This is a genomic window from Hymenobacter perfusus (genome assembly GCF_003944765.1).
In the GTDB taxonomy this organism is placed as follows: Bacteria; Bacteroidota; Bacteroidia; order Cytophagales; family Hymenobacteraceae; genus Hymenobacter; species Hymenobacter perfusus.
In genome coordinates, this window is the sequence record NZ_RWIU01000010.1 from 38,182 (window position 1) to 63,555 (window position 25,374).

Sequence of the window (25,374 nt, forward strand, 5' to 3'; positions counted from 1 at the left end):
ATTGCAGGGTCGCAACTGGCAACACACTTCTTCACGCATAGCCGCTTCATACGACCAAGTAATTTTTAAGTTTTTACTAACTTTTTACTAACACAAACACGCATCCTCCCGTAAGGGGCCGGTATGCGTTCCGGATTACTCTTACTGGTGGTGATACTGGCCATGGCCGCGCTGGCGGCGCTGCTCTGGTGGCGCTTCAAGGGCAGCGGCCTGCCGGCGGCCCCGCCTGCAACGGCCACCCGCAACCACCATTCCCTGCGCACCTTCCACTACGGGACGGCCTTAGCCGCGCAAGCTTCGCCTGTAAATGCCGGCGCCGCCCTGGCCCGGCTACTGCCCAAGGAAGACCTGGCTGCGCCCGTAGTCGCGCACTCCGCCGAGGAAAAGCAGGCCCTGAATCCGGCCGCGGATTCGCAGCCGGCCGCTGCTGACCAGGAGGAAGGGAAGCAAGAAACGTCCCTGGACGAAACACCCCGACCCACCTCTATTCGTCACGCGGCCGGCGCCCTGGCTTCCCTGCTGGATGCGCAGGAAGAGGTAGTCGCACCTCCAGACCCAAGTTACGAGCAGGAGTCCGAAGCTGACGAAGAGCCGGCCGCAGCCTTGTTTCATAACCCCATGACCGCACCGGCGCCCACGGCCAACGACCAGGCTAACCGCGCCGCCGAAATCGCCCTGCGCCAGCAGCGGCGTGCCCTCATGAGCACAGACGCGGCCGCTCAGCGCGCCGCCCTTAGCGGGCTGTTTCCCAGCGCCGGCAGCCCCGTGCCCACTGCTAAACCCTCCTAGATGTCACACCTGCTTTCCGGGGAGATAAGCGCCCTGTTTCCACCTATTACCCCTTTCTATGCTAACCCATTTGCTTTTCCGGGCCCGAACCCACGCCGCAACGGCTACTGAAACCCTGCACACGCTGGCCGCCGCCGGTCAGACTTACCAGCCTTCTAAAGCCGAACAGCGCGTAGCGGCCCTGGTGACCACCCTGGCCCTGGCCACCACCCCCGCCAGTGCCCAGCGCGGCGGGGGTGCCGCGGCCGCGCTCGAAGGCGTACAGGAAACAGTAGTCAGCATCGTGCAGGTCATTTTCGCCATCGTGCTCATCGTGGGCCTGATTCGGGTGGTGATGAAGTTCGTGCAGGGCGCCCCCGACGCGCTGGGCTCTCTGGGCTGGCTCGTGGGCGGCGTGATTCTGTGGTTCGGCTTCCAGTTGTTCAAGGACGATTTGGTCAGCGCCGTGGGCGGCGGCGACGGGGGCGTACGCTAAGCTGCCATGCGCTCTTACAAATCCATTGAGCGGCCCGCCCAGGTGCTGGGCATGAACATCCAGGACCTGGGCATCATGGTCGGCCTGTTCATCGGCTCGGTGCTGCTGCTCGGCTTTCTGGGCATGGCGGTCAAGATTCCGCGCCTGGTGTACCTGCTCGTCATCCTGGTGGAGCTGAGCCTGATTCTGGGCCTGCGCTACCTGAGCAAGCGGCAAGCGCCCGGCTTTTTGATGGGCTGGCTCTCCTTCACCTTCATCCAGCCCCGCCGCCTGGCGGTGGGGCCCCTTCCCACTCCCAACCATGACCAAAAAGCCCAAAACGGCCGCGTTTAACGCCGTGATGCCCGTGCACAGCTTCGAGGGCGACAAGGTAGTTTTCAAGGACGGCCGCGTCGCGGTGGGCTTCCGCGTGGAGCCCGCCGAGATGGAAAGCTGGACCTCGGACGACTACGAGGCCTTCCAGACCGCGCTGGTGGGCGTACTGCGGCCCCTGCCGGTGGGCACCATCGTGCAGAAAACCGACATCTACTACGACCGGCCCTACCGCGAGGACAAAACCCAGCAGACCTACTTCGAGAACAAGATGAACAAGCACTTCTTCGAGCGGCTGGTGCTGTTTCAGAAGTCATACCTGTTCCTTTCGTTCGCGCCGGTGGCGGTCAAGTCGCCCAAAACCAACGCCGTGAATGCCCTGGTGGCCCGCGCCGGCGAGGCCGTGCTCAAGAACCCATTTGCCCAACTCGTGCACACGCTCGAAGCGGCCGAGAGTGGCGCCGTGGAATTCATTCAGGGCATCAAAAACCTGGGTGGCGTGACGTTTGAGCGGCTGCCCAGCGCGGAGATTCACCAGCTCTACCTGCAGTACTTCAACCTCAACTTCGACGGCCAGCCTACGCGTCAAGAGCGCGAAATCGGCAATGACCTGGGCACCTTCAGCGTGGGCGAGCACAAGGTAAACGTGCTGTCGATGGTGGGGCAGGGCTCCGACGCCTACCCGGCCGTGCGCAACTCCTACGGGGTGACAGCACCGATGCTCTACCCGCTCACCCACATCCTGCAGTGCCCGCACGTGCTCACCCAGGCGTTGCTGATTCAGGATACCCGTGCTGAGCTCAGCTCGCTGGATACCGACCGCAAGCTCAACGCCTCCCTCTCGTTTCTGGCCACCCAGAACAACCACCTGCGCGCGGCAGAAGTCGAGGAATTCACCGCCGAGGTGCGGGCCGAAAACAAGCAGATTGTGGGCCTGCACCTGAGCTGCGTGCTCTGGGACACCAACGACACCAGCCGGCGCGAGAACGTGGAGCGGGCCACGGCGGCCTTTCGCTACATGTTTGGCACCGAGAGCGTGGTGGAAAGCTACCTGGCCCTGCCTGTGTTCTTCGGCCTGCTGCCCGGCAACGCCTGGCAGGTGCCGGACCGCTGGCTGACGAGCACCGCCGACCGCGGCGCCTGCTATACCCACTGGACGGCCACCTACAAAACCGACCCGGTGGGGGAGTACCTCACCGACCGGTTCCGCAACCTGGTGCAGGTAAACCTCTTCAACACGGCCCTGGATAACCAGAACGCCATTGTCATCGGGCCCTCGGGTTCGGGCAAGAGCTACACCTTCGGGAACCTGATTGTGCAGCGCTTCGAGAAGGGCGCCCGGCAAATTATCATGGACGTGGGTGGTACCTACCGCAACGTGCTGCAGTCGCTCAACGGCGAAGACTTCGACAACACCTACTTCGAGTACGACCCGCAGCGCCCCATCGAGTTCAACCCCTTCGTGGTGCCGCGCGACGCGACGGGCAAATGGCTCTACAACGACGAGAAAACCAATTTTCACCTGGCTCTGCTGGCCGCGCTCTGGAAGGGTGGCAAGGACACGGCCCTGGACAAGTCGGAGCGTACCATTCTCTCGCGCTTTCTCATTGAGTACTACGCCTGCCTCAACGAGAGCCCGCGCCTGAACCAGAAGGACGAGGAGTTTCCCGGCATGGAAAGCTTCTACCGCTTCGTGGAGCAGTACGACCAGGAAATGCAGAAACCGGTGGCCGTGTCAGGGGAGGGCGCAGAGCCCGACCCGCTGGACGGGGCCCGCCGGCAGTACCAGAAAAACCTGAAGTACATCGACATGCACCAGTTCTTCCTGGTGCTGGGTCAGTACATCACCGGCGGCCGGTACGAGCGGGTGCTCAACGCCAAGCGCGACGTGGACTTGTCGGAGTACCGGCTCATCTGCTTTGACCTGGCCAAGGTGCAGGCCGACCCTGACCTCTACCCAGTGGTGGCCATGCTCATCACCGAACTCTCGCTGGACCTGTTCCGCAAGTTTCCCGACGACATCAAGTACATCGCCCTGGACGAGGCATGGACCATGCTCTCGGGGGTGCTGTCGGAATTCATCGAGTCGATGTACCGCACCATCCGCAAAACCAACGGCTCGGTTACCATCATCACCCAGGGCATCACCGAGATTACCAGCAGCAAAATCGGTCCGGCCATCATCAATAACTCGGCTACCAAGATTATCCTGCGCCACGTCAACCCCGACTCGCTAACCCAGCTGCAGGCCCCGCTGGGCCTGACCGGCCACGAGATGGATCTGATTAAATCGGTGCGGTCCACCGAAGCGCTGCGGGAGTTTTTCATCAAGCAGGGAGCCAAGGGGAAAGTTTTTGCGCTGGAGGCATCGCCGCAGCTCGATGCCGTTCTGACTTCCAAGCCCGTGGAGCGCAACCACCTCAACAAGCTGGTCAAGTTCTACCAGCAAACCCAGCAGCGGCCCCGCACCGACAAGAACGGTCACGTGCTGCTCAACGCCGAGGGGCAGATTGAGTACGAGCCCGTGCGGGTGCAGCGCCTGGACTACGCCGTTGACCAGTTCGTGGAAGATAAACAGGCCCGCAAAGGGGCCCTGGCGAAATGAGTATGCTCGCGATGGTAGCCTACGGCATCGACCCGGGCTTTCTGCGGGCCTGCGACCAGACCCTGCAAGTGGTGCTGACCGCCTGCCGCTTCATCACGCCCAGCTTGATGGGCATTGCCCTGCTCTACACTATCGGGCGCGGCTTTATCTCGGGCAGCGGCCTGGCCATGGACTGGGGGCCGATTATCAAGGCCACCTGGATATTTTTCCTGCTCTTCTTCTACCAGACGCTGATGGATACGCTGGGCACGGGCATTGCGGCCTTTACGGCGCTATTTGCCACGAACCAGTCAGCGGCCGAAGCTCTGCGCGACCTGACCACCCCGCCGGCCGTGGCAGCAGCGGCTCGTAACGACTCCATGGGTATCGGCGACATCGTCTCGGGCGCTTCGGCGCTGATGACGAGCATTTCAGAAACGCTGTCCACGTTCACATTTTCGGGGCTGATGACCCGGCTGTTTACGGCCACCACGGTGCTCATCATCCGCAAAATCATGACGTTCATCCAGCAGTTCATCCTGGGTTTCCTGTACGTCTGCGGCCCGATTGCCATGACTCTGTCAGTCGTCCCCTCCTTCGGACAGCTGGCCATGAAGTGGCTGCAGAACTTTTTGGCGGTGCAGATGTGGGGCCTCACGTTCGTGCTGCTCGACACGCTTTATAAGTTCTACGCCGAGTCGGCCCGCGCCCCCGGAGGGCTGTTTGGCAACATCGTGAACGGGCCCCAGCAGTCAGTCGATGACCAGATGTTCATGCTCACCTCGGTAGCCTTCGTGCTGCTCTACGTGATGGTGCCTTACCTCACGTCGATGTTTATCGGCTCCTCGGCCGCGCAGGGTTTTATCGGCTCCATGACGGGCATGGCTGTTGGCGCGGCGACGGCTGCCGCCGGCGTCGTGGCTCCCGGTGGGGGCGGCTTATCGAGTGCCGTTGGTCGCGCGCTGGGGAACGGGGGCGGCGGTGGGAGTGGGGGCGGCGGCACTACTCCCACCGCCTCAGGCAGTAACGCCTCCGGTAGCGAAGCTCCCAGCGCTTCCGCTTCCTCCGGCCTGCCGGTCATAACGATGTCCGATGCGCTGAACCCATCCTACCGGCAACGCGCCTCCGGCATCTGGACCAAATAGCTCCTTCCACCTAACCTGTCACGCTATGAAAAGCCTGCCTTTATCCTTCGCTGCTATCATACTTTGCTGCCTTGCTTCGAGCTGCCAATCAGACAACACCACACCGGCTACTACCACCCCCGAACCTGGCTCCAGCCAATCTGCCCCAGCGGCAGCCGCTCCAACCGGCAGCGCGCCGGCTCCTTTGTCCCCTTCTACATTCGATGTGCGCCCGGGCGTGGAGCAACAAACGCCAAAGCAAGGCTACCTGCAGGTCGTTTCCGCCAAAGTCTTGAAGGCAGAGCCAATGCAGCTAACGCTACCCTGGATGTGGGGATCGGACCCGGACCGACCCGGTGGTCGAAAAGTCGGAACCGCGCCCGGCTACCGCATTTCCTACGAAGCCGTGCTCCGCTGGCAACCCATAGGAGGCTACGGGCCTAAGGAAAAAGTACCGGCCTCGCTGCCGCTGTACGCTCCTAATGGCACCGATTCGCTGGCCAGCTTCAAGGTCGGAGCCCAGGACCTGACAAAGCCGGAGCACTTCACGGTGTCGCAAATCCAGCCCCACACGCCCGTGACAGTACGCGGCACCTTGTATGCCTACACGGGCCAGAACAATCAGAAGCAGCCTGCCCTGATAGTGTACCCCTACCGCGACCCTTCCGGTTTGCCGGAACCCAACAGGATGACCTTCCTCACGCTCCAATCATCGGGGCAGTAGGGCAAAAAGGCATTCCCTTCCAACACTCACAACCACTCACCAATGGATTCCGCCAAAGACTTAAGTACTTCTTTCTCCACCATGCGCAACCTAGCGCTGGGCAGCGTGCTTGCCCTATTGCTCGTGGCTCTGGCCTCGGGCTTCCTGGTGTACCGCGCCTATGAAAACAGCGGCCGGCGAGTGTATGTCGTCTCGCAAACCGGCTCGGTAGCGGCCCTATCGGCCGGCAACGACGCGCATACGCCCTACGAGGCCCGCAACCTGGTGCGCCAGTTCATGCAAACCATGTTCGGCCACGACCAATACACCTTCAAGGCCAACCTGGACGCGGCCCTGCCCCTGATTGAGGGGCGCGGTGGCCGGCGCATCTACGAGGGCTTCACCCGCGGGCAGGTGCTGCAGAACTACGAGCGCTACGCGGCCCGCAACGTGGTCACCGTCGACAGCGTGCTGGTGGACATGAGCAAGCGCCCCTGGTCGGGCTCGGTCTACATCAAGCAGCGCATTTTCATCGGGGGCCAGCAGAAGGAGCCCCTGCCGCTGGCCGCCAAGTTCAACCTGGTGGAAACCAACCGCTCGGATGCCAACCCCTACGGGCTGCTCATCACCAACTTCGACTACATCCCTTACTCGCCGCAGCTGACGCGGGAAGAGCAGGAGCTGCTGCAGGCCCAGGAGGCCGACCGGCAGCGCCGCCTGCAGGAAGCCGAACGCGGCCTGGCCCCGGCCGGCGCGCCCGCCGCGCCGGCGGCTCCGGCCACCACGCCCGCTCCAACTGCCCCCGCCAACTAACCACCAATCCCTTACTCCGATGCGACTTTACACCCTCCCGGCCTTGCTCGGGCTGTTTTCACTACTTCTTCGGACGGCGCCGGCTGCCGCGCAAAGTACTGCCGCCACCCCGACTACGGCCTTAGCTACCTCCGACAACCTGTTGAATGTGGCCGTGTCCGACTCCTCCACGACCTACCTGGTTTTTGGTGGCCCCGTGTCGCTGGTCGATGTGGGCATGGCTAATAACTACCTGGTCAAGATTGAAGCCAACGCCGTGTTTGTGCGCGCCAGGCGCAAGCACGCCCCGCCCACGCCCATGCTCATCCGCTACGGCTCGAAGTACTGGATGGGCCGGCTGGTGTACGCGAACCGGCCGGTGCTGCAGCTCTACGACTTTCAAAAGGACGGCGCGCTGAGCATCAACGGCAAAAGCGTCTCGTCCACAGGGGCCGCGCCGGAAAACGAGCTGGCCCTGGACAAGGAGCGGGAAAAGAAGGCTGTTGTGGAAGGCAAGCTCAGCCAGCTGCGCAAAGCCAGGGAAGAGCACCAAGCCGTGGCCGTGGTCGACAACGACTTAGTGCTGTCGCTGGCCAACGTGCGCAATGACAAGGATTTTACCTACCTGCGCTTCAAGGTCATCAACAAGACCAACATTGACTACAACGTGGATTTCACCGACTTCCAGCTGGTGGAAAACGCCCAGAAGAAGTTTCTGGCCCGCAAGAAGAACGAGGCCCGGCGCCCGCTGGCCCCCTCGGGCGGTAGCCCGAACCAGGTGATTACCGGCCGCACTACCGGCTACCTGACTTATGCCATTCCGCTGTACGCGGCCACCGAGCGCGGCTTCCTGGAAGTAACGCTGCGTGAGCTCAACGGCGCCCGGGTGCTGGTGCTGCCCGTGCCTTCCCGCGTCATCAATCGCGCTGCCACCATTTAACGCCGCTCCTCCCGTTATGGAACCTATCACACCTCTTACTTTGCCTAGCCGTCCGGACAGTGAGCAACCCACTCCGGCAGCAGAGTCCCGCAAGCGCACTCCGGCAGAACTACTTCGCGCCAATTGGGTAGCACTGGCTGGCCTGCTCGTGGTCCTTATTATCGGTGGCCTGCTGCTGTGGCTGAAAGCCGCGCAGCGAGCGGCCCAGCAGGAGCGCGAGCCTGTGGCAGCCGCCTCGGCTAACATCGAGCCCGAAATTCCCTCGGTGGAAACCGCGCCGCCGGCACCGGCTGCCTCGCCCTCTGCCCAGATTGAAGCTCAGCGCCGCGCCGAGCAGGATGCTCAGAGCGCCCCGGCCCGGGCGACGGACCAGGATGTGGTGGACGTGTTTGCCGTTGACACCACCGGTCTGGCCCTGCGCAAGCGGCGCCGCGCCCAGGCTGCCGCGCAGGCCGCGAGCCGCCGGGCAGAAGCGGCCCGCCTGGCCGCGGCCGACGTGGACACGATTGAAACCACCATTCAGGATCCCTCGACGGGCTCTTACCGCGCCCAGACCCTTGTTGTGCCCCGTCGGCGCCTCGCGGCAGGCAGTAGCGGTACTAGTGGCCGCCGCTCTTCGGGCACCGGTCGCGGGGGCCGCCTAATGCCGGCCCGCGATACGGACGGCACCCCGTTTGAAACCGACCCGGACGTACTGGCCATGCTGGGCTCCTCCCCACCGGAAACCCGCGCGGCTTACGAGCGCATGACCGGCAAGCGCTACCGCGACCCCAACCAGACCGCGCAGCTGCTGGCCACGCGGATGAGCGCGCCCGGCATGGACGGCTTCAACACGGTCAAAGTGGGCAACGCTACTCGGAAGATGGCCCAGGGCAGCCAGCGCGAGCAGCAGCTGGCCCCGGACGTGTTTTTCAAGTGCGTCATTAACGGCGAGCAGAAGGTGCGCACCGGCTCGGTGGTTATCCTGCGCCTGCTGGAAGACGCCGTGGTGTCCGGGGTGACCTTCCCCAAGAACCTGGTCTTTGCCGGCGTGGCCACCGTGGGCACCAATAACGTGACGCTGGAAGTCAACCGCCTCGGGCCAACGCGGGTGCAGGCCGACATCTACGACTTCAACTACATGCCGGGCATCATGATTGACCCGGTAAAACGCGTGGCCCGCGAAGCCGGCCTGGCCGGCAACGAGCTGCAACAGCATACCACCCAGGAAATCAGCACGGCCATCGACCGCTCGGCCTCGGCCGCCAATTCGGTCGTGGGCGTGGGTGGCCGCGTGGCTGCTACGGTGCTGTCGCGGCCCAAGACCCGCACCAAGCTGCGCGACGTGCTGCTGCCCGATGGCTACCCCATCCTGATTACCACGGCTGCCGCCGGCCAACTGGGCCCGGAAGCCGCGGCGCGCTGATTCAGTTCCACTCACTAAACCGGATACGACGATGAAAAAGACGCTTTCCTCGGCCCTTGTGGCCTTCGCGCTGATTCTGGCTTCTGGTCAGGAGGCTACCGCCCAGATGGTGGTCAACGACCCCGTGCACATGGGCGTGCACATCGGCGACTTCGCCAAGCGCCTCAAGCAGTGGACCGAAACGGTCAAGAACTATCAGGTCATTAAGGACGCCAAGCAGATTGCCGGCGTCACCAAAGACATTACCGGCCAGGTCAAGAATATCACCGACGAGACCCTGCAGCTGCAGCGCCAGGTGCAGGCCGACCTGCGCAAGGTGCAGAGCATCCAGGACCTGCGCCTCTCCAACCCCCAGGAACTGTTTGCCCGCGCCCTGGCCATGTCGGGCCGGGGGCAGAGCAACCAGTACATGCCCGTGTTTCAGAAGGCTGAGCGCCTGCGCCAGGCCCTGCAGCTGAATAACCCCCAGCAGGATTTGAACACGGTGTACGACGTGTTTTCGCGCTTCGGCTCGGGCGCTACGGCTGGCAATAACCGCATGAGTTCCCAGCAGTACCAGCAGAAGCGCGAGGAAGCGGCCGTCTCTACGTTTGCTTACGAGGAGATGATGCAGAAAAAGAAAATTGCTACCGCCTTCGGCTACTACAAGATTGCCGACGAGATGACGCAGCAGAGCATTGAGATGAATGCCACGCTCAAAAACCCCGGCCGCTACGCCATGACGGAAGGAGAGCGGATGGTGGCCCTGAATACCTCGAACGACAACATGATTAAGGCCATGCAGCTGCGCCAGGAAGCCGACCGCCTGCTGGCCGAAGCCGCCCAGCCCGGCCCCTCCCGGCAGGCGGCCGAGATGGTCTACTCCGACATCCTGGTGCAAAACGCCCTCATCAAAGCGGACCGGGCCCGCCCCCGCAACTAACCCTTATGAAGAACCTACTGCTAGTGGCCCTGCTGCTGGCGGGGGCCGGCGCCGTACCGGCCTTCGCTCAGCGCCACGTCCATCACATTTCCAGCTGGGGCGCCCATCTGGGCCGCTCCGAAACCGGCGACTACTACGAGCTAAGCTACACGGCCATGCTCACCAACCGCCTGGCGCTCCGGGCCAGCGGCCTGCGCGACGCCGGCAACCTCGCCGGTCGCGGCGAATATTCGAGCTACGTGGGCCGGGTACTGCTCGCCCCGCAGCTTTTTCGCCTGGGCGAAGTGGCCTACGTGCACCTGCTGCTGGGTGCCGGCGCGGGTTACGAGCGCACAGGGGAGAACGGGACCGGTGAAATAGCAGCAGACGCCAAGGAGCCGCAGCGCTTTACCTACGGCCCGCAGACCGGGGCTGAAGTCGATGTATTCCTCGGCAACCGCTTCTCCCTGGTGGCCACCGCCACCAAAGGCTACTTATTCAACAATCCTCTCATCGACCAGTGGCCGGGCTACGCCAGCGCCGGCCTGCGGTATCATTTCCGCTAACCCTTTCTGACCTATGAAACGACTTGCTTATTTACTCCTGAGCTGTGCCGCCCTGGGCCCAACCACGAGCTGCTCCAAGGACGAGGCAGCCCCCACTGGGCCGAAAGAATACCAGGTAGAGTATCAGGTTACCTCGAACGCCCCGGTATCGGACTACCTGAGCTACACCAACGAAAGCGGCGGCAACACAACGCGCAACAACACCCCACTACCGGCCAGCTACCGGTTTAAGCGCACCATGAAACGGGGCGACAACCTGACCATCCTGGCCAGTATCGACGGGGGTACAGCAGCATCGGAAATCACCTGCGCCATTCTGCTGGATGGCAAAGAGGTGAAGAAGGAAACGGGACGGGGCGTCGGTGCGCAAGCGGTGCCGGTGTATGTAATTGGGCAGTAGGGAAGAAATCAGCCACGTATTATTCTCATGGACTCTCCCTTTGCTTCCGCTGCCTTTCCGGACCCGGCGCTCATCATTAACTACCCCACGGCCTTGCGCTTTGTCCGCTTCCGCCTCAACCGCATGCCGCACGGGCAAATGAAGCCCTGGGCAACTGCGCAGCGCTTCAACTACGCCCGGCTGGTAGAAATCAAAAAGGATGACCGCCAGCTATACGCCCCGCTACTCAAGCGGCTTTTGGCAGCTTTTGGCTACTCAGTTGACGTGCTTCGCTTGATTTCCATGACCAACGAAAAAAGACATTTCTACTGGTTTGCGACGCCCGAAGCGCATGCTCTCTTTTGCCTGGAGCTGCGCACCTACGAGGAACTGGTCCTGCAGGCCAGTCGATAGAACCTCCCGCCAGTATAATAAAAAGGCCGCCCAGCAATCTGGGCGGCCTTTTTTGTCAGGAGCTTGGAGCGGTGCTACGCGGCTTTGGCCAACTCCCGCTGGAGGCACTCGCGCAGCATCGGGTAGGATTCCGGGCAAATCCGGATAGTAGGCTCCTGCGCGGTGCAATACAGAAAAGAAGGGTCAGCTAGGGCAACAGCGCGTGACCAAGCAGACGCGGGGGCTTCGGTGGAAAGGGATAGCAGTGGGGTGAATTCTTCTTGAATGAGCCGAATCACCAGCGCCTGCACGGTAGGGCAGATGCGGGAAAACCGGCAATAGGGACTCGCGGACATAAGGCTTGCTTCGACGGAAAGGGTTGACAACGCCCCGCCTGCGGCCGCGCGAAGGGGGCCGGGCAGGAAACAGCTTATCAGCGGCACTGCTCACTCCGTGCATGGGGTGGGGCAGTGACCTGCTGATACAGTGAGAAAGGAGCGTTAGGCGAGGGAACCCACGAAGAGGGCGGGCCGCTGCTGGATGGGCAGCGGCTGCCGGTGAGCCCAGCTCAGCCAGTCCGCAGTGAGGCCTGCTGACAGGGGGCAACTATGCAGATCGGTAGATTTCAAGGCCAGCATGCTCGGGCAATCGGTGTAGAAGCAAAGCTAGCCAATACGGGCAAAACAGGCAGCTGTTTTGCCTTTTAACCAGCAAAAATTGATATTACCTGAGACCAGCTGGTGTCCTGGACTACATCTTTTACCATGGCCCGGCGCTAGCGCAGAAGTCCCCTACGTTGGCGCATGATCTATGCAAAACAACCTCAAATGCTTTGCACGAAGGCGACAAAACCGACTTAATGCTCCTTATTGGAAAATACTCACCACTTCCTGGGCCTTACTGGAATTCCTTTACCCTTAACGCTCCGATGAGTCCTACCAATGGAAAGATATACCATTGTGCGACCTGCTCGTTCTACCAGGTCAACCTCCACTTGATCTGGATATTCTGACTTGCTAATAGATAACAAGCGGTGCTGCCAAAGCTGTCACACAATTGAGCCTTTCAGATTCTTGAGCACCGCACCCGTGAGCCCTTGATGAGCCCATTGGAAGAGTGCCTGCTCATCTTCAAAACCGGCCTCTAAATACTAGAAAAGCGCATTTATCTAATTCGACTACTGGATGATGAGCCAATTGTGAGCCCATTAGCAGAGTCGCAATGATTAGAATTCCGGTAGTGCAGCAGGTCCAAGCAATTCAATCTGCAGCCTATGCTTGTATGCTGTCCCGCTATATCCAGCTGCTCTTCCTACCGAGTTCATTGCTATCTGAACTTGGCTCCTACTGAATTCTGCTGCCCGCGCACCGGGCTAATCCAATATAACCAGGGAATTAGCGCTGGGTCCACCAGCTTGCTAATCCGTGAGTAGCTGAAATCCGGCCCAGTAAAAAGGCTGCGTGTATTTCGCCTGCATTGCTATCTGTGCGCGCTTCAAGGCAATATTTTTAGGCAGGCCTTGCACATACCCTTCGTAGAAGAGAGCCATAAGTTCAGCTGTCTGCTTATCCGGCACTTTCCAAAGGCTAACCAGGAAGCTTCGTACGCCAGCCATTTTCAGAGCTCGTTGCAACCCATAAATACCTTCACTGCCCTTAACGGCTCCCAAAGCTGTTTCGCAAGCGGAGAGCACCACCAAGTCAACGTGCGCCATATCCAGCCGGGCGAGTTCTTCAGCGGTCAGGATTCCGTCTTGATCTGCCTGCGTCGCACGGGCAGAGTTGGCCCCAGCCAGAATAATACCGCTACGGCTTAGGGGCTGCTCATCATAAGCGCTACTACCGCCTGATAAAGTGAGCTGATTCGGAGTGCTTTTGCCAGGTAAAAAGAACCCGTGCGTGGCTACGTGCAGCACAGTGGGATTCGCTTGGGCCACGCGCCTGAAAGCAGCCTCCGAAGCTACGGTGTCTTCAAAAAGCGCAACCGCTCCCGGCCCCCTTCTTTCCAGCAGCTTTTGAATGGACGCCAGCTCAACTGCGGTGTAAGGCAATGGAGCAAAATGGGAGCGCACTTGCTTGTCAGTGACGACAGTTGACCGAGTAGCAGCTGCTGGATCAGGCTGTTTACCGGTTGAATAATCGTAGTTGATGTTGCCAAATAAAGCGGCTGCTTTATAGCCGACGGCAGCATCCCGGCGGGTGGTCAGCTGCCGCGTACTGCTCAGTAGCACGACTTCAGGCGTTGCGGGGGGCAAAAAGCCCGCAAAGGAAACCGTGTGCAAAACACCGCTTACGGAAAGATAAATCTTGCGCGACCCTGTGACTTCGGACGCAATAGGAGCCCAGATGAGGTTATATAGGGAGTCGCGCTTTTCCTGATAAATGCGGTTGACACGGGCCTCCGTGGTACCAGCCTGGTTGAGTAATCGGGTCAACCGATGTTCCTGAAACAGCGGCACCACTTTGGGCTGTGCGTATGACCGCTGGGTGAGCAGGGCGTAGTAGGTAACCGAATCGGGAGCCTGCGGCCGCGTCGGCAGGGCGACGATTTCAATGGCCGTTTCCCGGTCCTGAAGCGCCTGGCGTACATCAGTCCACCGCACAGCGCCAGGATTGAAAGGCGTGAAATGAGAAGTCGTAGACAGTTGGTTCAGCAACTGTTTTTCCCGGCTTTTCAGCGCAGTTTCCTCTACTATGGCTTCCGATGCCCCTGATAGCTTTCGCCGGTTCAACGCAGCGCGGTCGCTAAGCAGGCTGTAATAACTACTTAATTCCTGGCCTTTGGCTCCGGCCAGCGCCTGCCGCAAATGCTGCGTGGCGAACAGCGCGACACTTTTGGTTCCTAATACGCTGTTGTACACCTGCTCGCCGGCAGTGGCTCCACCCTGCAGCAGGCGAATACTGTTAAGCGTATTGGTAACATTGCTTATCCCCAGCACATAGTGCTCACGCTCTTCCTCGGTAAACAAGGCGAATCGCGAGGCTAATGCCGTAAAATAGTACTGCTCGATTTCGCGTATGGCCGGCTCTAAAGGCTGCTTCTTATTGGCGTAGTAGCGATTTACCGTTCCCTGAAGCTGAGCCGCAAAGTAGGCATCCTGGTTACTACTTTTGAATTCGCGGAGGACGCCTAGCGCCTGGTCATTCAGGGGCTGTGCCCGCGAGAACTGCCGTTGCCCGGTGTAAAGCTGAGCTAAGGCCAGCAGGTTCTGCGCGTACGCTACCGAATTGGCTCCGTTGCGCTCCTCGCTTGCCGCAGCCAGTTCCTGCAGGCAGTGTTCGGCTTCGAGACGAAACTGCTCGCTGAGCGGCCGATCCGGTTCCAGCAGCTGCCCCAGTGTGTGCCAGAATCCTGATTGAAGTAATGCCTCATCGCCAGCGCCAGCTTGCGCCGCTTGCATACAGTAGAGGCCTTTGGCGTGCAAAAAATCGAGGTAAACCTGCTTGCTGCGCTTCGAGTCCACTACCTCCTGGGCTTTGACCAGATACTGGCCCGCCTGGGTCAGGCGCTGCGCGCGCAGTTCCGCCAGCCCGGCACTGATCAGCAGTTGAGCGTAAAAAGATGTTTTCCGGCTTTCGTCACTTTGCTCGTAGAGCGTTACGGCATGGGTGAGCAAGCCAAGTGCCTTTTCCGATTGCCCGGTCTGATAGGCCCGCTGGGCGAAGATGACCAGCGCAGAGATAGCGTAGTCGATATCTTCCCCCTGTGCTAGCTGCGCATAAGGCAGCAGGGCATCGAAGTAACGCTCGGCCTGTTGGTACTGGCCCTGAGCCAGGCTTATGCGGCTCAGGCTGACCAATGGAAATATCCGGTATTCAGGCTGCGTGCTGAACTGCTTGCTTTCTGCCAGACGGAGCGCTACCTGATAAAGGCTGTCCGCCTGATGGGGAGAAGTATTGGTTTCCGCCAAGCAGTAAGCGTAGTTAACGGTTGTAGCATAAGTGTTCGACAGCTGCTGCGTCCGGGCGTAAGAGGAAGTCTGATATAAACGCGTCAGCAGGAAAAACTTACTGGAACGGACATTCGCCGCCTGAGCCTGCTCATAGGCTGCCCGGGCTTCGGTGAGGGCTTGATCATAGCTGCCGGCAGCGATCAGCTTGTCGGACTGAGTAACGTAGCTGTACTTATCGGCCAGCGCTGCATCCATTTTGAAGCCCCACCATACGCCCCACCAGTATTCAAACAAGGCCGATAGCAATATCACAACAACGTAGGCTAGGTCGTGCAGCAGATTGACCTTCTCCGCATCGCGACGCAGCTTGCTTCGCACGTAGCGAAAGACGCTGGAGCACAGAAACCCGAAGGCCACCAACACGAGCACTACGAATAGCAGGCCGAAGAAAGTCGTGCGCAGCACGTCAATAAAAACCTGAAAGCTCCAGAATCCCTCGGGGTTGACGTACGTCCACACGAGGTGGACAATATTTACCACTAAGTAGGCTACAATGCCAAAAAAGCCCAGTACCGCAACGGTCGGTAGATGTTTATTCATTCACGTTTTAGTTGATAATCCGCTGAGCTAATTCCTTACTCAACCGTTAAAACCACCAGCGCATTTTATCCAGAATAGCAGCGGCCGGCCTAGCAAGCGATGAATTGGATTCGGCTACCCCATGCAGCAGTGCCCTGGCCTGGCGCAGCTTCCCCTGCTTGATGTAGCCGAGTGCCAGGTCATAGTCTACCTCCTCGCGGGACTCCAGCGACGGACGCTGGCGCAGGGCTTCCAGATGGCGAACGGCTTCGGCTACCTCATTGGACTTCAGTTGAGCAACGGCCAGGTTTTGCAATAGAACAGTCTGCTCCCCCTTGGCCTTCACTAACTGCTTCAGCAGCGCTTTAGCCTTATCGTATTCTTCCGCCTGCAGCAAGTCTATTGCTTGGGCGAACGCTTCTGTTTCAGCTGCAGTAAAGCCTTCCAGAACCATTTCTCCTCCTCGGGTTCCTGCTGTCCCCTCTGGTCCGGTAAACTCTTGTTGCTTGAAACTACTGGCCGTTGTTCCGGTGTAAGCCGCAAATATTTCATCGTTACTGCTTCTGGTGGGCTGCCACACCAGTAAACCAATTGCAATAGACGCCGCAATGCCGACGCTGGCAAAAGGCCACCGGATAACCTTGGGGGTACGCGTGCTGATCGTTGAATCGTCCTGGGGGTGGCTGGTTATTGGAATGACCTTGGAGTCAGATTCTTCAACCGGTTCCGGGGCAGCGCTTTTGTCGTCCACCGCTTGCAGCATTGCTTTAATCCGCCGACGTTCCTGTTGCCGGGCAACTCGCTGCACGGACAGGGTAAAGTTGTATAGCTCCTGAAAATCATTGTCGCGGGCCAGCCGCTCAGCTACGGCCGCCTGCTCTTCAGCCGACAAGGTGCCGTTGATGTACGCGTCAATTAACGTGAGGTCTTGTTCGGAATCCATAGCGTCAGGCAACCTGAAATTTTCGTCTGAGCTGCGTCATACACTTGTGTTTCTGGGAAGTGACCGTCTCTACGCTGCTGTATTGGTATTTAGCGGCCAACGTCTTCAGACTGTTGCCACCTGCATAAAAATCCACGATAATAGCGCGGCAGCGCTCCCCCAGCTCGTTTAACAGGCGTTCCAGCTGCTGCTCCAGCACCGACAACTCTTCTTCGGGGCTTTCTTCCTCCATCAGCGCATCTTCTTCCCCTAGCTCCACCAGCGGCATATTGCGGCCGTCCCGCTTCAAAGTCATCAATTGATTCTGGCATACCCGGTAGATGTAGGTCGTCAGCTTAGCCGTGAGAACCAGCTTTCCCCTGACCACTTTGTCATAGAGCAACCAAACGGCCTCCTGCAACACGTCGGCGCAATCCTCCGGTGAGCACTGAAACTTCCACTCCAGGCTTTTGACTCGGGGCTTGCATTCCTTGTACACCCATTCGAGTGCCGCTTCTCGCCGCGCCCCGGTCCGGATAGCTTCAAGTATCTCTTCGTCTGATTGAAACACGTGCCGGGCTCTTTGGCGATGATAAACCTGTTCGGACGTCGCACCACGTCCAAACAGTACTTTTTAGGGGAGACGGGCTCGGCGGTTCCGTCAAAAGTAGCAGTTGACTGATTCTATCTGATACCGGTAGCGGTTGCTCGTCAATAAATTCTTCCGGAAGCTACTCAAAACTGTATGCTTGCCAAGCGCAAAAGAGTACCACCCAAGGCAGAGCAGCTGGCAACGAAATTAATTTTGGACTTTATTGCACTGACTGTCAGTGCTATAATCGAGTCGTGAGAATATTTTTCAAAATAAAGACAGGAGCAGGGTTGAGGTTTTGGCTGGGTTGCTATCCACTGTTGTACCCCTTAGAAGTTCACAACATGAAGCCAACCCTCACCCCGCGCCACGAGGCCGACCCACTGCTCAACTTCCGCTTTGAAGTCCGCGACCCCAAGTCTCAGCGCAGCGAAGTGCTGGAATTTAATCACACCCGGCACTCGGCCGTGCGGGCTGCCCAGCGCGGCATCGACACCGACAAAATTGCCTTGGTCATACAGTATGGGGAGTGCCTGTGCAAGCAGAAGCTACTGTACTATATCCTGGGCGAAAAGAGTATCCCGGCTAGCCTCCTTAAAGTGCACAAGGAGTTGAAGAACCTGGTGGTAATTGTCGCAGGGGATTCAAATCAAGTCGTCACCTGCTACCGTTCCGATAACCCGTTCAAGCACATTCGGCTGAAATCCAAGCGCCTTAGCCTCAACCTGGCCGCCTAGCTTATGACCGGCAGCAAGTTAAACCCCAGCTACGCTGATTTGCTCCGAACTCCCCAGTGGCAGTACAAAAGGCAGCAAATACTGGCCCGCGATGAGCATAGGTGCCGCAACTGCGGCGCAACAGCTGATCTACAGGTGCACCACCGCCAGTACCACCTGCTTCAGTACCCCGGCGAGTTCCTGGCTCCCTGGTGCTACCCAACCCACCTTCTCATTACCCTTTGTGCATCCTGCCACCGGAGTGGCCACGCCAGCTTTCGCGTCCCTGTTTTCGTCATCTAACCCCCTCAGGTCCCAACAGCCATGTTTAAATTCAATTTCTTCAAAAAGAAACCCGAACCGGTTACCCTCACTGCCGAATTGCCGGCCAGTCCCAATGTACCCTCAGCGGACTTGTTTGTTGATCCTACTCCACCGCAACCCACAAGGCTTACTAACGCGAAAGAAGCCCAACCAACCAAGCTGACGCTCTTTCTAAACAAAGACTATTGGAGCCTGGGGCGGCGTGATGGCTACCTCTACCACACGGCGGAGAGCTTTGTGATCTGGAAGAGGAAAACCAAAGCGGAATTTCAGCTGGTAGTGGATCAGCTGATTCAGGAGAAAAGCACCCAGCGCCTCACCCTGCTGAACCACATCGTAAGCATCGGGGGCATACACGATGCCACTTCCACCCAACTAACGAATTCGATTCGCGAAGTGGAATCGGATATCGAGCGCTTAACTACGCAAAAGGAGTTATCGGCCGTTGATGAAGGCTGGATTATGAGCGTACTGCACGGCTATCAGCTGGGCTTTACCCAAGGGCTTAAAGAATATGTGGAAGGCGAGGCCCTGCTTAAGCACGGCTCCCTGTTTTAACCCTCTGCACCACCATGCTGAAATTCGCCAGTATCCTCATCGGGGAAGACCCTGCCTATACGGCCGCTTTCCAACCCGCCAGCAAGCGGAAAATCATCCTGCTCGCTTCCTGCCTTCTGCTGCCGGTATGCCTCTGGTTCATCAATGGCTTTCTTCTGGTCCGCCAGGTAATTCAGGGAAGCCTCGCAGCGGCGCTGGTCACCGCAACGATCGCCGCGGTGATCATTTTCCTTATCGAGCGCTCCGTTATCATGTCCAGGGGCAACAAAGTAATCACTGCCTTTCGCTTTATGCTGGGCTTCGTGATCGCCTTGCTCGGCTCCATCAGCATGGACCAGGTGGTCTTTGAGGATGACATCAGCAATCGGGTAGCCAGCTATCGCACTGCTTATACCGCGCAGGAAGCCGCCAGAGTCGACTCCAGCTACAGGGCCCGGATTGAAGCGCAACAACAGCTTGTGAGCGGCAAAGACAAGATCCGGCAGGAAGCGCTAGCTGCCGCGGGTGCGGAAGCAGATGGGACGGCTGGCAGCGGCATCGCAAAAGTGGGTCGTATTGCCCGGCTTAAGCTACAGCTCGCTGGTGATCATGAAAAAGCGTACCGCGCGGAGGCGGACAAACTCGATAAATTGAAAGCGGAATGTGCGAATCTCGCCAGGGCCGCGCAGGACACTGCCCGTCAGGACTTTAAAGGAAGTGCGCTGCTGCTACGCCTTAAAGCGATGCATGAGTTAATCCGAGCAGATGGGGTTATGCTGTTTGTGTACTTGCTCTTCACGGCGACTTTCTTTTGCTTCGAATTTATCGTCGTTGTTATCAAAGCCTACAGCGAAAAATCCATCGATGAAAAGCTGGAGGAGGCCAAAGAGCAATTAATCCTTTTCCGCGCTCACAAGATTCTGGAGAACACCTCACTGCCCTTTGAACCACAGGTTGAAGACAGCCGGATTCGCAACGCCCAAGCGGCAATCGGTCAGCTGAGTGGAGGCAAAAGCCGCCTACTGTAGCCGGAAATATCCGTTTTTAATGCCTGTCGCTGCAGCACAAAGCTTACCTGACTAGCTAGCCAACACCAGCGAAGTACGCCTATCGTTCACGGTCGCTGTAGTCTAATTTTTTAGTACTTATGCTATCGTTCCTTCACCAGTAAAATACTATATGCTCGCGTAGCAGCCCAGACATGCATCTTTTCGTTTATTCATCCCTTAGTCCTATAGCCCGGAAATATCTCCAGCGTAATCTTTCTCCTGAAGTAGTAGCCACATTTGGCCAAGACTTGCCCCTTGAGCAGCAGTTATTAGCCTTCCAGAACGCCGAGGTGCTGATGGGGAATCCGCCAGCGGCTTGGTTTGAATCAGGAAACACACCAATACTGCGCTTCTGGCAAATCGACTCAGCTGGTTTTGAACAGTACCGACACCTGCGCATGTCGCTACCCGTGGCCAACATGGGCGACTTCTTTGCTTGGCCCTGTGCCGAAACCATCGTAGGAGGCCTGCTCAGCATATATCGCCACCTAGCCGAATTGTCCGTGCTGCAGTCTCGCAAAGCCTGGATGAGCGGTACCTATATCCGCAGTCGGACAGGACTACTGCGCAGCAAGCGCGTAGTGATTCTGGGGGCAGGTGCCATTGGCTTGGCCGTGCGCCAACAGCTTTCGGGCTTCGAGTGCCAGGTGCAGTTGTTGGCCCGCACCCACCCTGATGCCCAACTGCATTCGAAAGATGACCTACTGGCCGTTTTGCCCGAAACTGATATTGTCGTCAACTGCTTGCCCGGCAGCGCCGATGGCTTTTTCTCGGCCGACCTAGCGGCTGCCATGCAACCCGGTAGTATTTACGCTAGTGTGGGACGAGGAAATACCACCGACGAACCCGCCTTGGTGCGCCTGCTGCAGTCGGGCCATCTTGGCGGAGCAGTGCTTGACGTAACGGCTATTGAGCCCCTACCTACCGACAGCCCCCTTTGGACCCTGCCCAATGTGCTACTCACTCAACACACCGGCGGCGGTCAGTACCAGGAAGACGAGGGCAAGGTGGATGTGCTTTTACGAAACCTGTACCTGCTCAGCACCGGCAAGCCCCTGGAGAACCTAGTGGAGCTAAGCCGGGGATACTGAGCATTACAGAAGCTCACATTGCGGGAAAGCGCCCGTCTTTCACTGAACCGAGCGCCGTAAGTCTGCCTTAGTACCAAGTTTCGGCTGGCTCTTCCTGTTATGTCTTGGGAAAGGCCATAACTTCGCTACAACCACGGCCTTCGATTACTCTCCTTATCAAGAGACTTTTTACGCTCATCATATTGTGTATTCTTGCTAGCTCCCACTTGGCAAGTATGGCAACCGAGAGGTCTACCAATAGCCCTTGTCCGTGTAGGTCAACGAGAAGGATAGCCTCAGCTTTGCGCACCCTCAGATGGTGATTAACCTTGCCCGCTTACGTTCGCTATGTATTTAGTCTTTGATACCGAAACCACTGGGCTACCCGCAAGCTTCAGCGCCCCACTGTCAGACGGTGACAACTGGCCGCGCCTAGTGGAACTGGCATGGGGCATATATGGGAAGAATGGGCAGCTGCTAAGCAACGGGCAGTTGTTGGTTCGGCCGGACAACTTCGTTATCCCATCGGAGGCCGTGAGCATCCACGGCATCACGACTGAACAGGCCACGGCGCACGGCGTAGAGCTGCGTGAAGCCCTGGAAAAGCTGGATGTTGCCGCCAGGGAATGTCAGTACGTGGTCGCTCACAACCTGGAATACGACTTAGCCATCGTGGGAGCAGAGCTACATCGACTGGGGCAGCAAATGTTTGGGGCAGATAAGCAGTTGGTTTGCACCATGCGTATGGGCTCAAATCTGGAAGGCAAGCGCAGCAAGCCCCCAAAGCTGAATGAGCTGCATGTCAATCTGTTCGGGGAAGAAATGACGGGAGCTCATCGGGCGGAAGCGGATGTGACGGCCTGTGCCCGGTGCCTGTTTGCCCTACTGCAACGGGGCGTAGCACTCCAGGCGCCCAATACTCCAGTACAGCCTGCTGCGCCTCAACCCAAGCCGGCTCTGCCGGCGATGGACTTGAATAACCGGGAATTTCAGGTCGCGCTGGATTTGATTGAGAATACCAATCGAAGCGTATTTCTGACGGGCAAAGCGGGTACGGGTAAGTCCACGTTCCTACGGCACATCGTGGCCAACACGCGCAAGAAAGCCATCGTGATAGCCCCAACGGGTGTGGCTGCTTTGAATGCGGGCGGGATGACCATACACAAGATGTTTAGTCTGCCTCTGAGCATCTTGCAACCCAATGACCATCGAATACCCTATTTCGGCCCCCAACGCTACACAGGCGAATGCCTGAATAAAGCCCGGTACGACCTGCTCCAGGCAGTGGAGCTGGTCATCATTGATGAAGTATCGATGGTACGAGCTGATATTCTGGATGCAGTGGACCGGGCGCTGCGGCTGAATAGCCGGCGGCTCCGAGAGCCATTTGGCGGCAAGCAAGTGCTGCTCGTAGGCGATGCCTACCAATTGCCCCCGGTGCTGGTACCGGCCGACCGACAGTTGTACGAGCGTTTCTACGGGACCCGGTATTTTTTTGGAGCTCGGGTATTTGCCCAATTTCCGCTTATTACCGTGGAATTGCGCAAAGCCTATCGACAGCAGGACCCTCATTTCATCGGGCTCCTGGACCGGGTGCGGACCAACCAAGCAGACGGGACGGATATGCGCGAGCTAAACGGCCGGCTAACAGATGCCCCCAGAGCAGCGGGACGCGGAATTACCTTAAGCACCCGGAACAAGGACGCCGAGGATTACAATGCCAATGAGCTCACCAAGCTGACTGCCCCACTGGTGAAGTTTACGGCCGTGGTGACGGGCGACTTCGCTGAAGGCGACTTTCCGACAGCAAGAGAACTCGTGCTAAAATGCGGGGCCCAGGTAATGTTTGTGCGCAATGACCGTAGTGGCCGGTGGGTCAATGGCACCATCGGGAAGATAGTGAAGCTGGAAAAGAGCATCGTTGAAGTTGAAACCGAACAGGGTGCTACCTACACGGTGGAGGCCGAAACCTGGGACAAGTTCACGTATGGCTACGATGAGGCGACTGGCCGAATTGAGAGCAAGGTAATCGGGACGTTCACCCAGCGCCCCCTGAAACTGGCCTGGGCGCTGACGGTACACAAAAGCCAGGGTCTGACATTTGACGCGGTTGAGATTAATGCGCCGGGAGGCTTCTTTGATGCCGGCCAGTTATACGTAGCCCTGAGCCGGTGCCGCTCGTTTGAAGGCCTTCAATTGCGCACGGCCGTGGCACCGCGCGACGTGCGGGTGAGCCAGGAGGTGGTGGCGCTGCACCGCGGTGCTAACGACGAGCAGCAAATAGCCACTGCGCTGGAGGAAGCCCGCCCCACCAAGCTGTATCAGCGGTGCGTAAAGCTTTTCAATCGAGGTGACCTTCCAGGGGCTACAAAGGCTTTCTGTGAAGCGTTGAGCCTACGTAATGATGCTCAGAAACCAATATTCGGGCGTCTGATACGGCACAAGCTCCAAGGGCTCCTCAAGACTAAACAGCAGCTAGCTGATTTAACCGCCGCTCACGGTAAGCTAATTAGTGCTACTCAAGCGGCAGCCGCTGAGCAAGCCGTCCGAACAGCGCAGGAGCAGGGCGCCCTGGCATTAGTCAGGATGGAGCTGGATACGGCAAAAGCACAAATTCATGAAGCGCAAAAACAGCACAAAGCGCAGCAGGTTCAGTGGCAAGAAGAAAAACAACAGCTTCAACAGAAGTTGACTAGCGCCGAGCTCAAAGGGGCTTCTGAAAGCGAAAAGGCCGTCCGACTACAAATGGAACTGCAGCAGACGGTACAGGCACATCTGCAGCAAGTAAACCAGCTAACAGATACCGAAAGACTGAAAACTGCTGAAGCGACCAAAAACGCACAGAAGCTACAGGAGAGACTAGCGCAGGCCGACGATTTGATTGAGGCTTTGCGAGCCGAAGCAGCAAAGAAAGACAGCCACAACAAGAATCTGGAGGAAGAGCTGAAAAGGGAAAACTCCGTTATCACCCGCCTAAGAGAGGATTACAAGAAGTGTCAGGCACTGAACGCAAAACTCGAGGCCGACCTGCGCCAAGAACAATTGCTTAACCGTCCTTGGTGGCGGAAACTAACGGACTCTATCAAGTCACCATCATGAGTTCAATCGATATACGCCCGAAAATCCTCATCCATTGCCAGTACGTGTATGGCATAGGGCACTATGTCCGAACGATTGAGCTTGCTCGGGGCCTCAGTTCACAGTTTGAAGTATTCGTGCTTAACGGAGGGGAGATAGTGCCAAACTTCGACGTGCCGTCATCGGTAACAGTCATTCAGCTCCCAGCCATTTACAAAGAGGAAACAGAAGCCTTTCTAACTCCTGTAGACCGCTCGCAGACGCTGGAGGAATGCTTTGCCCTCCGGAGCAGAATCATAAATCAGGCGGTTGAAGAAATTAAGCCAGCCGTTCTGATTACTGAGCACTTTCCCTTTGGATTGCTATTCGAGGGCGAAGTAGTGGAGCTGATAAACAAGGTAAAGCATGTCAGGCCAACCGCTAAAATTGTATGTAGCGTGCGGGATATCATCGAGTCCAGTGTGGGGGGAGTTCGGGATGCCCACACGTGCGATCTGCTTAATCGCAGCTATGACATGGTTCTGGTGCACGGAGATGAGCGGTTCGCCGCATTATCAACGAGTTTCCCCCTGGTCCACGAAATAAAGGTGCCCATTGTTCAGACTGGCTACATCGCGAGAAGCGTTTCAACGGTCAGTCAAAACAGCAGCAACCCCATTGTACTGGCTTCGGTTGCAGGGGGGCGGTTGGGCAATGAGTTGCTCGATGCTCTGATTGATAGCTACCCGACGACCAATGCAATAGTGAGGCATAAGCTCATCCTCTTTTCAGGCGCCTTCCAAAAAGACATTATAGCGCAACGGGATAAGCTTGGCCAGATGCAATCCGACAACATCACGCTGCATCAGTTCGATAGCCAAGAATATCTCAAATCATTTTCAGCAGCATCGCTGATAATTTCCCTGGGGGGATATAACTCTTTAATTGAATCTATAGCAGCAAATAAGCCTCTCCTCATCTACAATCGTGATTTTGCAGGGACCAACAAGGAACAACACCTAAGAATAAAGCTATTCGAAAGCAGCGGCCACTTAGCAATCATAACCCCAGCAGACCTGTCCCCAAACAAGCTATCGAACCTCATCAGCCGGAAGCTCACCAATTTGCAGGTTCCTGCATGCGCGCTGAACGTGAAGGGCGCTGAAGCCTCGCGCGAGAGCCTAGCAAGGCTATTAAACGACTAGTTAATACAGGATTAGGTGAACGAGAACCACAACCCCAGCGCCCCTCACAGCATTCACCTTTTGCTGTA

23 protein-coding genes are annotated in these 25,374 nt (G+C 58.1%); 19 read left to right on the forward strand and 4 right to left on the reverse strand.

Going from position 1 to position 25,374, the window contains the following annotated elements:
- The first annotated feature begins 123 nt into the window (after window positions 1-123).
- The 13 genes from EI293_RS20665 (at window position 124) to EI293_RS20725 (ending at window position 11,384) form a co-directional block, all read left to right on the forward strand.
- Window positions 124-789, forward strand: a complete 666-nt coding sequence (locus EI293_RS20665) for a hypothetical protein (protein WP_125440456.1) — start codon at window positions 124-126, stop codon at window positions 787-789.
- Window positions 790-847: 58 nt separating this feature from the next.
- Entirely contained in the window at window positions 848-1,264 is a 417-nt protein-coding gene (locus EI293_RS20670; protein WP_125440457.1) for a hypothetical protein, read from the forward strand.
- Between the two features lie 6 nt (window positions 1,265-1,270).
- Window positions 1,271-1,597 (forward strand): hypothetical protein, encoded by a 327-nt coding sequence (locus EI293_RS20675; RefSeq protein ID WP_125440458.1) that lies wholly within the window; start codon window positions 1,271-1,273, stop codon window positions 1,595-1,597.
- On the forward strand, window positions 1,566-4,181 hold the full coding sequence (locus EI293_RS20680; protein WP_125440459.1) for a TraG/VirB4 family ATPase: 2,616 nt from the start codon (window positions 1,566-1,568) through the stop codon (window positions 4,179-4,181). The genes EI293_RS20675 and EI293_RS20680 overlap by 32 nt, the downstream gene beginning before the upstream one ends.
- 2 nt (window positions 4,182-4,183) lie before the next feature.
- Complete coding sequence (locus EI293_RS20685) at window positions 4,184-5,305, forward strand: conjugal transfer protein TraG N-terminal domain-containing protein (RefSeq protein WP_170170474.1); 1,122 nt, start codon at window positions 4,184-4,186, stop codon at window positions 5,303-5,305.
- Between the two features lie 184 nt (window positions 5,306-5,489).
- Window positions 5,490-6,008, forward strand: coding sequence for a hypothetical protein (locus tag EI293_RS20690; protein WP_125440461.1), 519 nt, complete (start codon window positions 5,490-5,492; stop codon window positions 6,006-6,008).
- 42 nt (window positions 6,009-6,050) lie between these two features.
- On the forward strand, window positions 6,051-6,800 hold the full coding sequence (locus tag EI293_RS20695; protein WP_125440462.1) for a conjugal transfer protein TraK: 750 nt from the start codon (window positions 6,051-6,053) through the stop codon (window positions 6,798-6,800).
- Between the two features lie 19 nt (window positions 6,801-6,819).
- Complete coding sequence (locus EI293_RS20700) at window positions 6,820-7,719, forward strand: DUF4138 domain-containing protein (protein WP_125440463.1); 900 nt, start codon at window positions 6,820-6,822, stop codon at window positions 7,717-7,719.
- Window positions 7,720-7,759: 40 nt separating this feature from the next.
- A complete protein-coding gene (gene traM / locus EI293_RS20705) occupies window positions 7,760-9,124 on the forward strand; it encodes a conjugative transposon protein TraM (protein WP_125440464.1) in 1,365 nt (454 codons plus the stop codon).
- Window positions 9,125-9,155: 31 nt separating this feature from the next.
- On the forward strand, window positions 9,156-10,046 hold the full coding sequence (locus tag EI293_RS20710) for a hypothetical protein (RefSeq protein WP_125440465.1): 891 nt from the start codon (window positions 9,156-9,158) through the stop codon (window positions 10,044-10,046).
- A 5-nt stretch (window positions 10,047-10,051) separates the two neighbouring features.
- Window positions 10,052-10,591, forward strand: a complete 540-nt coding sequence (locus EI293_RS20715; protein WP_125440466.1) for a hypothetical protein — start codon at window positions 10,052-10,054, stop codon at window positions 10,589-10,591.
- 13 nt (window positions 10,592-10,604) lie between these two features.
- On the forward strand, window positions 10,605-10,991 hold the full coding sequence (locus tag EI293_RS20720; RefSeq protein ID WP_125440467.1) for a hypothetical protein: 387 nt from the start codon (window positions 10,605-10,607) through the stop codon (window positions 10,989-10,991).
- 27 nt (window positions 10,992-11,018) lie between these two features.
- Window positions 11,019-11,384 carry a hypothetical protein gene (locus EI293_RS20725; RefSeq protein WP_125440468.1) on the forward strand — a complete coding sequence of 122 codons (366 nt, stop codon included), beginning with the start codon at window positions 11,019-11,021 and terminating at the stop codon, window positions 11,382-11,384.
- A gap of 74 nt (window positions 11,385-11,458) precedes the next feature.
- On the opposite strand, the gene EI293_RS20730 is transcribed toward EI293_RS20725, so the two are convergent.
- The 4 genes from EI293_RS20730 to EI293_RS20745 form a co-directional block, all read right to left on the reverse strand.
- Window positions 11,459-11,719 (reverse strand): hypothetical protein, encoded by a 261-nt coding sequence (locus EI293_RS20730; protein ID WP_125440469.1) that lies wholly within the window; start codon window positions 11,717-11,719, stop codon window positions 11,459-11,461.
- Between the two features lie 1,061 nt (window positions 11,720-12,780).
- The gene (locus tag EI293_RS20735) at window positions 12,781-15,855 is read right to left on the reverse strand and encodes a CHAT domain-containing tetratricopeptide repeat protein (protein ID WP_125440470.1); all 3,075 of its coding nucleotides are present in this window, start codon (window positions 15,853-15,855) and stop codon (window positions 12,781-12,783) included.
- A gap of 46 nt (window positions 15,856-15,901) precedes the next feature.
- The gene (locus tag EI293_RS20740) at window positions 15,902-16,777 is read right to left on the reverse strand and encodes a tetratricopeptide repeat protein (protein WP_125440471.1); all 876 of its coding nucleotides are present in this window, start codon (window positions 16,775-16,777) and stop codon (window positions 15,902-15,904) included.
- A gap of 4 nt (window positions 16,778-16,781) precedes the next feature.
- Window positions 16,782-17,327: an RNA polymerase sigma factor gene (locus EI293_RS20745; protein WP_170170475.1), complete on the reverse strand. Its 546-nt coding sequence runs from the start codon at window positions 17,325-17,327 to the stop codon at window positions 16,782-16,784.
- Window positions 17,328-17,692: 365 nt separating this feature from the next.
- On the opposite strand from EI293_RS20745, the gene EI293_RS20750 reads away from it, so the two are divergent.
- The 6 genes from EI293_RS20750 to EI293_RS20780 all read left to right on the forward strand — a co-directional run bounded on the left by EI293_RS20750 (window position 17,693) and on the right by EI293_RS20780 (window position 25,306).
- Window positions 17,693-18,085, forward strand: coding sequence for a DUF4258 domain-containing protein (locus EI293_RS20750; RefSeq protein ID WP_125440473.1), 393 nt, complete (start codon window positions 17,693-17,695; stop codon window positions 18,083-18,085).
- 303 nt (window positions 18,086-18,388) lie between these two features.
- The gene (locus EI293_RS20760) at window positions 18,389-18,946 is read left to right on the forward strand and encodes a hypothetical protein (RefSeq protein ID WP_125440475.1); all 558 of its coding nucleotides are present in this window, start codon (window positions 18,389-18,391) and stop codon (window positions 18,944-18,946) included.
- Window positions 18,947-18,960: 14 nt separating this feature from the next.
- A complete protein-coding gene (locus EI293_RS20765; RefSeq protein ID WP_125440476.1) occupies window positions 18,961-19,953 on the forward strand; it encodes a DUF4407 domain-containing protein in 993 nt (330 codons plus the stop codon).
- Window positions 19,954-20,372: 419 nt separating this feature from the next.
- Window positions 20,373-21,065 carry an NAD(P)-dependent oxidoreductase gene (locus tag EI293_RS20770; RefSeq protein WP_317127232.1) on the forward strand — a complete coding sequence of 231 codons (693 nt, stop codon included), beginning with the start codon at window positions 20,373-20,375 and terminating at the stop codon, window positions 21,063-21,065.
- A 327-nt stretch (window positions 21,066-21,392) separates the two neighbouring features.
- Window positions 21,393-24,143 carry an exonuclease domain-containing protein gene (locus EI293_RS20775; RefSeq protein ID WP_125440478.1) on the forward strand — a complete coding sequence of 917 codons (2,751 nt, stop codon included), beginning with the start codon at window positions 21,393-21,395 and terminating at the stop codon, window positions 24,141-24,143.
- Window positions 24,140-25,306, forward strand: a complete 1,167-nt coding sequence (locus EI293_RS20780) for a glycosyltransferase family protein (protein WP_125440479.1) — start codon at window positions 24,140-24,142, stop codon at window positions 25,304-25,306. Before EI293_RS20775 ends, EI293_RS20780 begins: the two co-directional genes overlap by 4 nt.
- The last annotated feature ends 68 nt before the right edge of the window (window positions 25,307-25,374 follow it).

Excerpts from the sequence above, each read along its gene's own strand:
- EI293_RS20675 (WP_125440458.1), top strand. The coding sequence starts at position 1,271 with ATGCGCTCTTACAAATCCATTGAGCGGCCCGCCCAGGTGCTGGGCATG.
- EI293_RS20680 (WP_125440459.1), top strand. The coding sequence starts at position 1,566 with ATGACCAAAAAGCCCAAAACGGCCGCGTTTAACGCCGTGATGCCCGTG.
- EI293_RS20725 (WP_125440468.1), top strand. The coding sequence starts at position 11,019 with ATGGACTCTCCCTTTGCTTCCGCTGCCTTTCCGGACCCGGCGCTCATC.
- EI293_RS20710 (WP_125440465.1), top strand. The coding sequence starts at position 9,156 with ATGAAAAAGACGCTTTCCTCGGCCCTTGTGGCCTTCGCGCTGATTCTG.
- EI293_RS20770 (WP_317127232.1), top strand. The coding sequence starts at position 20,373 with ATGTCGCTACCCGTGGCCAACATGGGCGACTTCTTTGCTTGGCCCTGT.
- EI293_RS20775 (WP_125440478.1), top strand. The coding sequence starts at position 21,393 with ATGTATTTAGTCTTTGATACCGAAACCACTGGGCTACCCGCAAGCTTC.
- EI293_RS20715 (WP_125440466.1), top strand. The coding sequence starts at position 10,052 with ATGAAGAACCTACTGCTAGTGGCCCTGCTGCTGGCGGGGGCCGGCGCC.
- EI293_RS20670 (WP_125440457.1), top strand. The coding sequence starts at position 848 with ATGCTAACCCATTTGCTTTTCCGGGCCCGAACCCACGCCGCAACGGCT.
- EI293_RS20720 (WP_125440467.1), top strand. The coding sequence starts at position 10,605 with ATGAAACGACTTGCTTATTTACTCCTGAGCTGTGCCGCCCTGGGCCCA.
- EI293_RS20735 (WP_125440470.1), bottom strand. The coding sequence starts at position 15,855 with ATGAATAAACATCTACCGACCGTTGCGGTACTGGGCTTTTTTGGCATT.
- EI293_RS20730 (WP_125440469.1), bottom strand. The coding sequence starts at position 11,719 with ATGTCCGCGAGTCCCTATTGCCGGTTTTCCCGCATCTGCCCTACCGTG.
- EI293_RS20765 (WP_125440476.1), top strand. The coding sequence starts at position 18,961 with ATGCTGAAATTCGCCAGTATCCTCATCGGGGAAGACCCTGCCTATACG.
- EI293_RS20740 (WP_125440471.1), bottom strand. The coding sequence starts at position 16,777 with ATGGATTCCGAACAAGACCTCACGTTAATTGACGCGTACATCAACGGC.
- EI293_RS20685 (WP_170170474.1), top strand. The coding sequence starts at position 4,184 with ATGCTCGCGATGGTAGCCTACGGCATCGACCCGGGCTTTCTGCGGGCC.
- EI293_RS20665 (WP_125440456.1), top strand. The coding sequence starts at position 124 with ATGCGTTCCGGATTACTCTTACTGGTGGTGATACTGGCCATGGCCGCG.
- EI293_RS20760 (WP_125440475.1), top strand. The coding sequence starts at position 18,389 with ATGTTTAAATTCAATTTCTTCAAAAAGAAACCCGAACCGGTTACCCTC.
- EI293_RS20695 (WP_125440462.1), top strand. The coding sequence starts at position 6,051 with ATGGATTCCGCCAAAGACTTAAGTACTTCTTTCTCCACCATGCGCAAC.
- EI293_RS20780 (WP_125440479.1), top strand. The coding sequence starts at position 24,140 with ATGAGTTCAATCGATATACGCCCGAAAATCCTCATCCATTGCCAGTAC.
- EI293_RS20750 (WP_125440473.1), top strand. The coding sequence starts at position 17,693 with ATGAAGCCAACCCTCACCCCGCGCCACGAGGCCGACCCACTGCTCAAC.
- EI293_RS20700 (WP_125440463.1), top strand. The coding sequence starts at position 6,820 with ATGCGACTTTACACCCTCCCGGCCTTGCTCGGGCTGTTTTCACTACTT.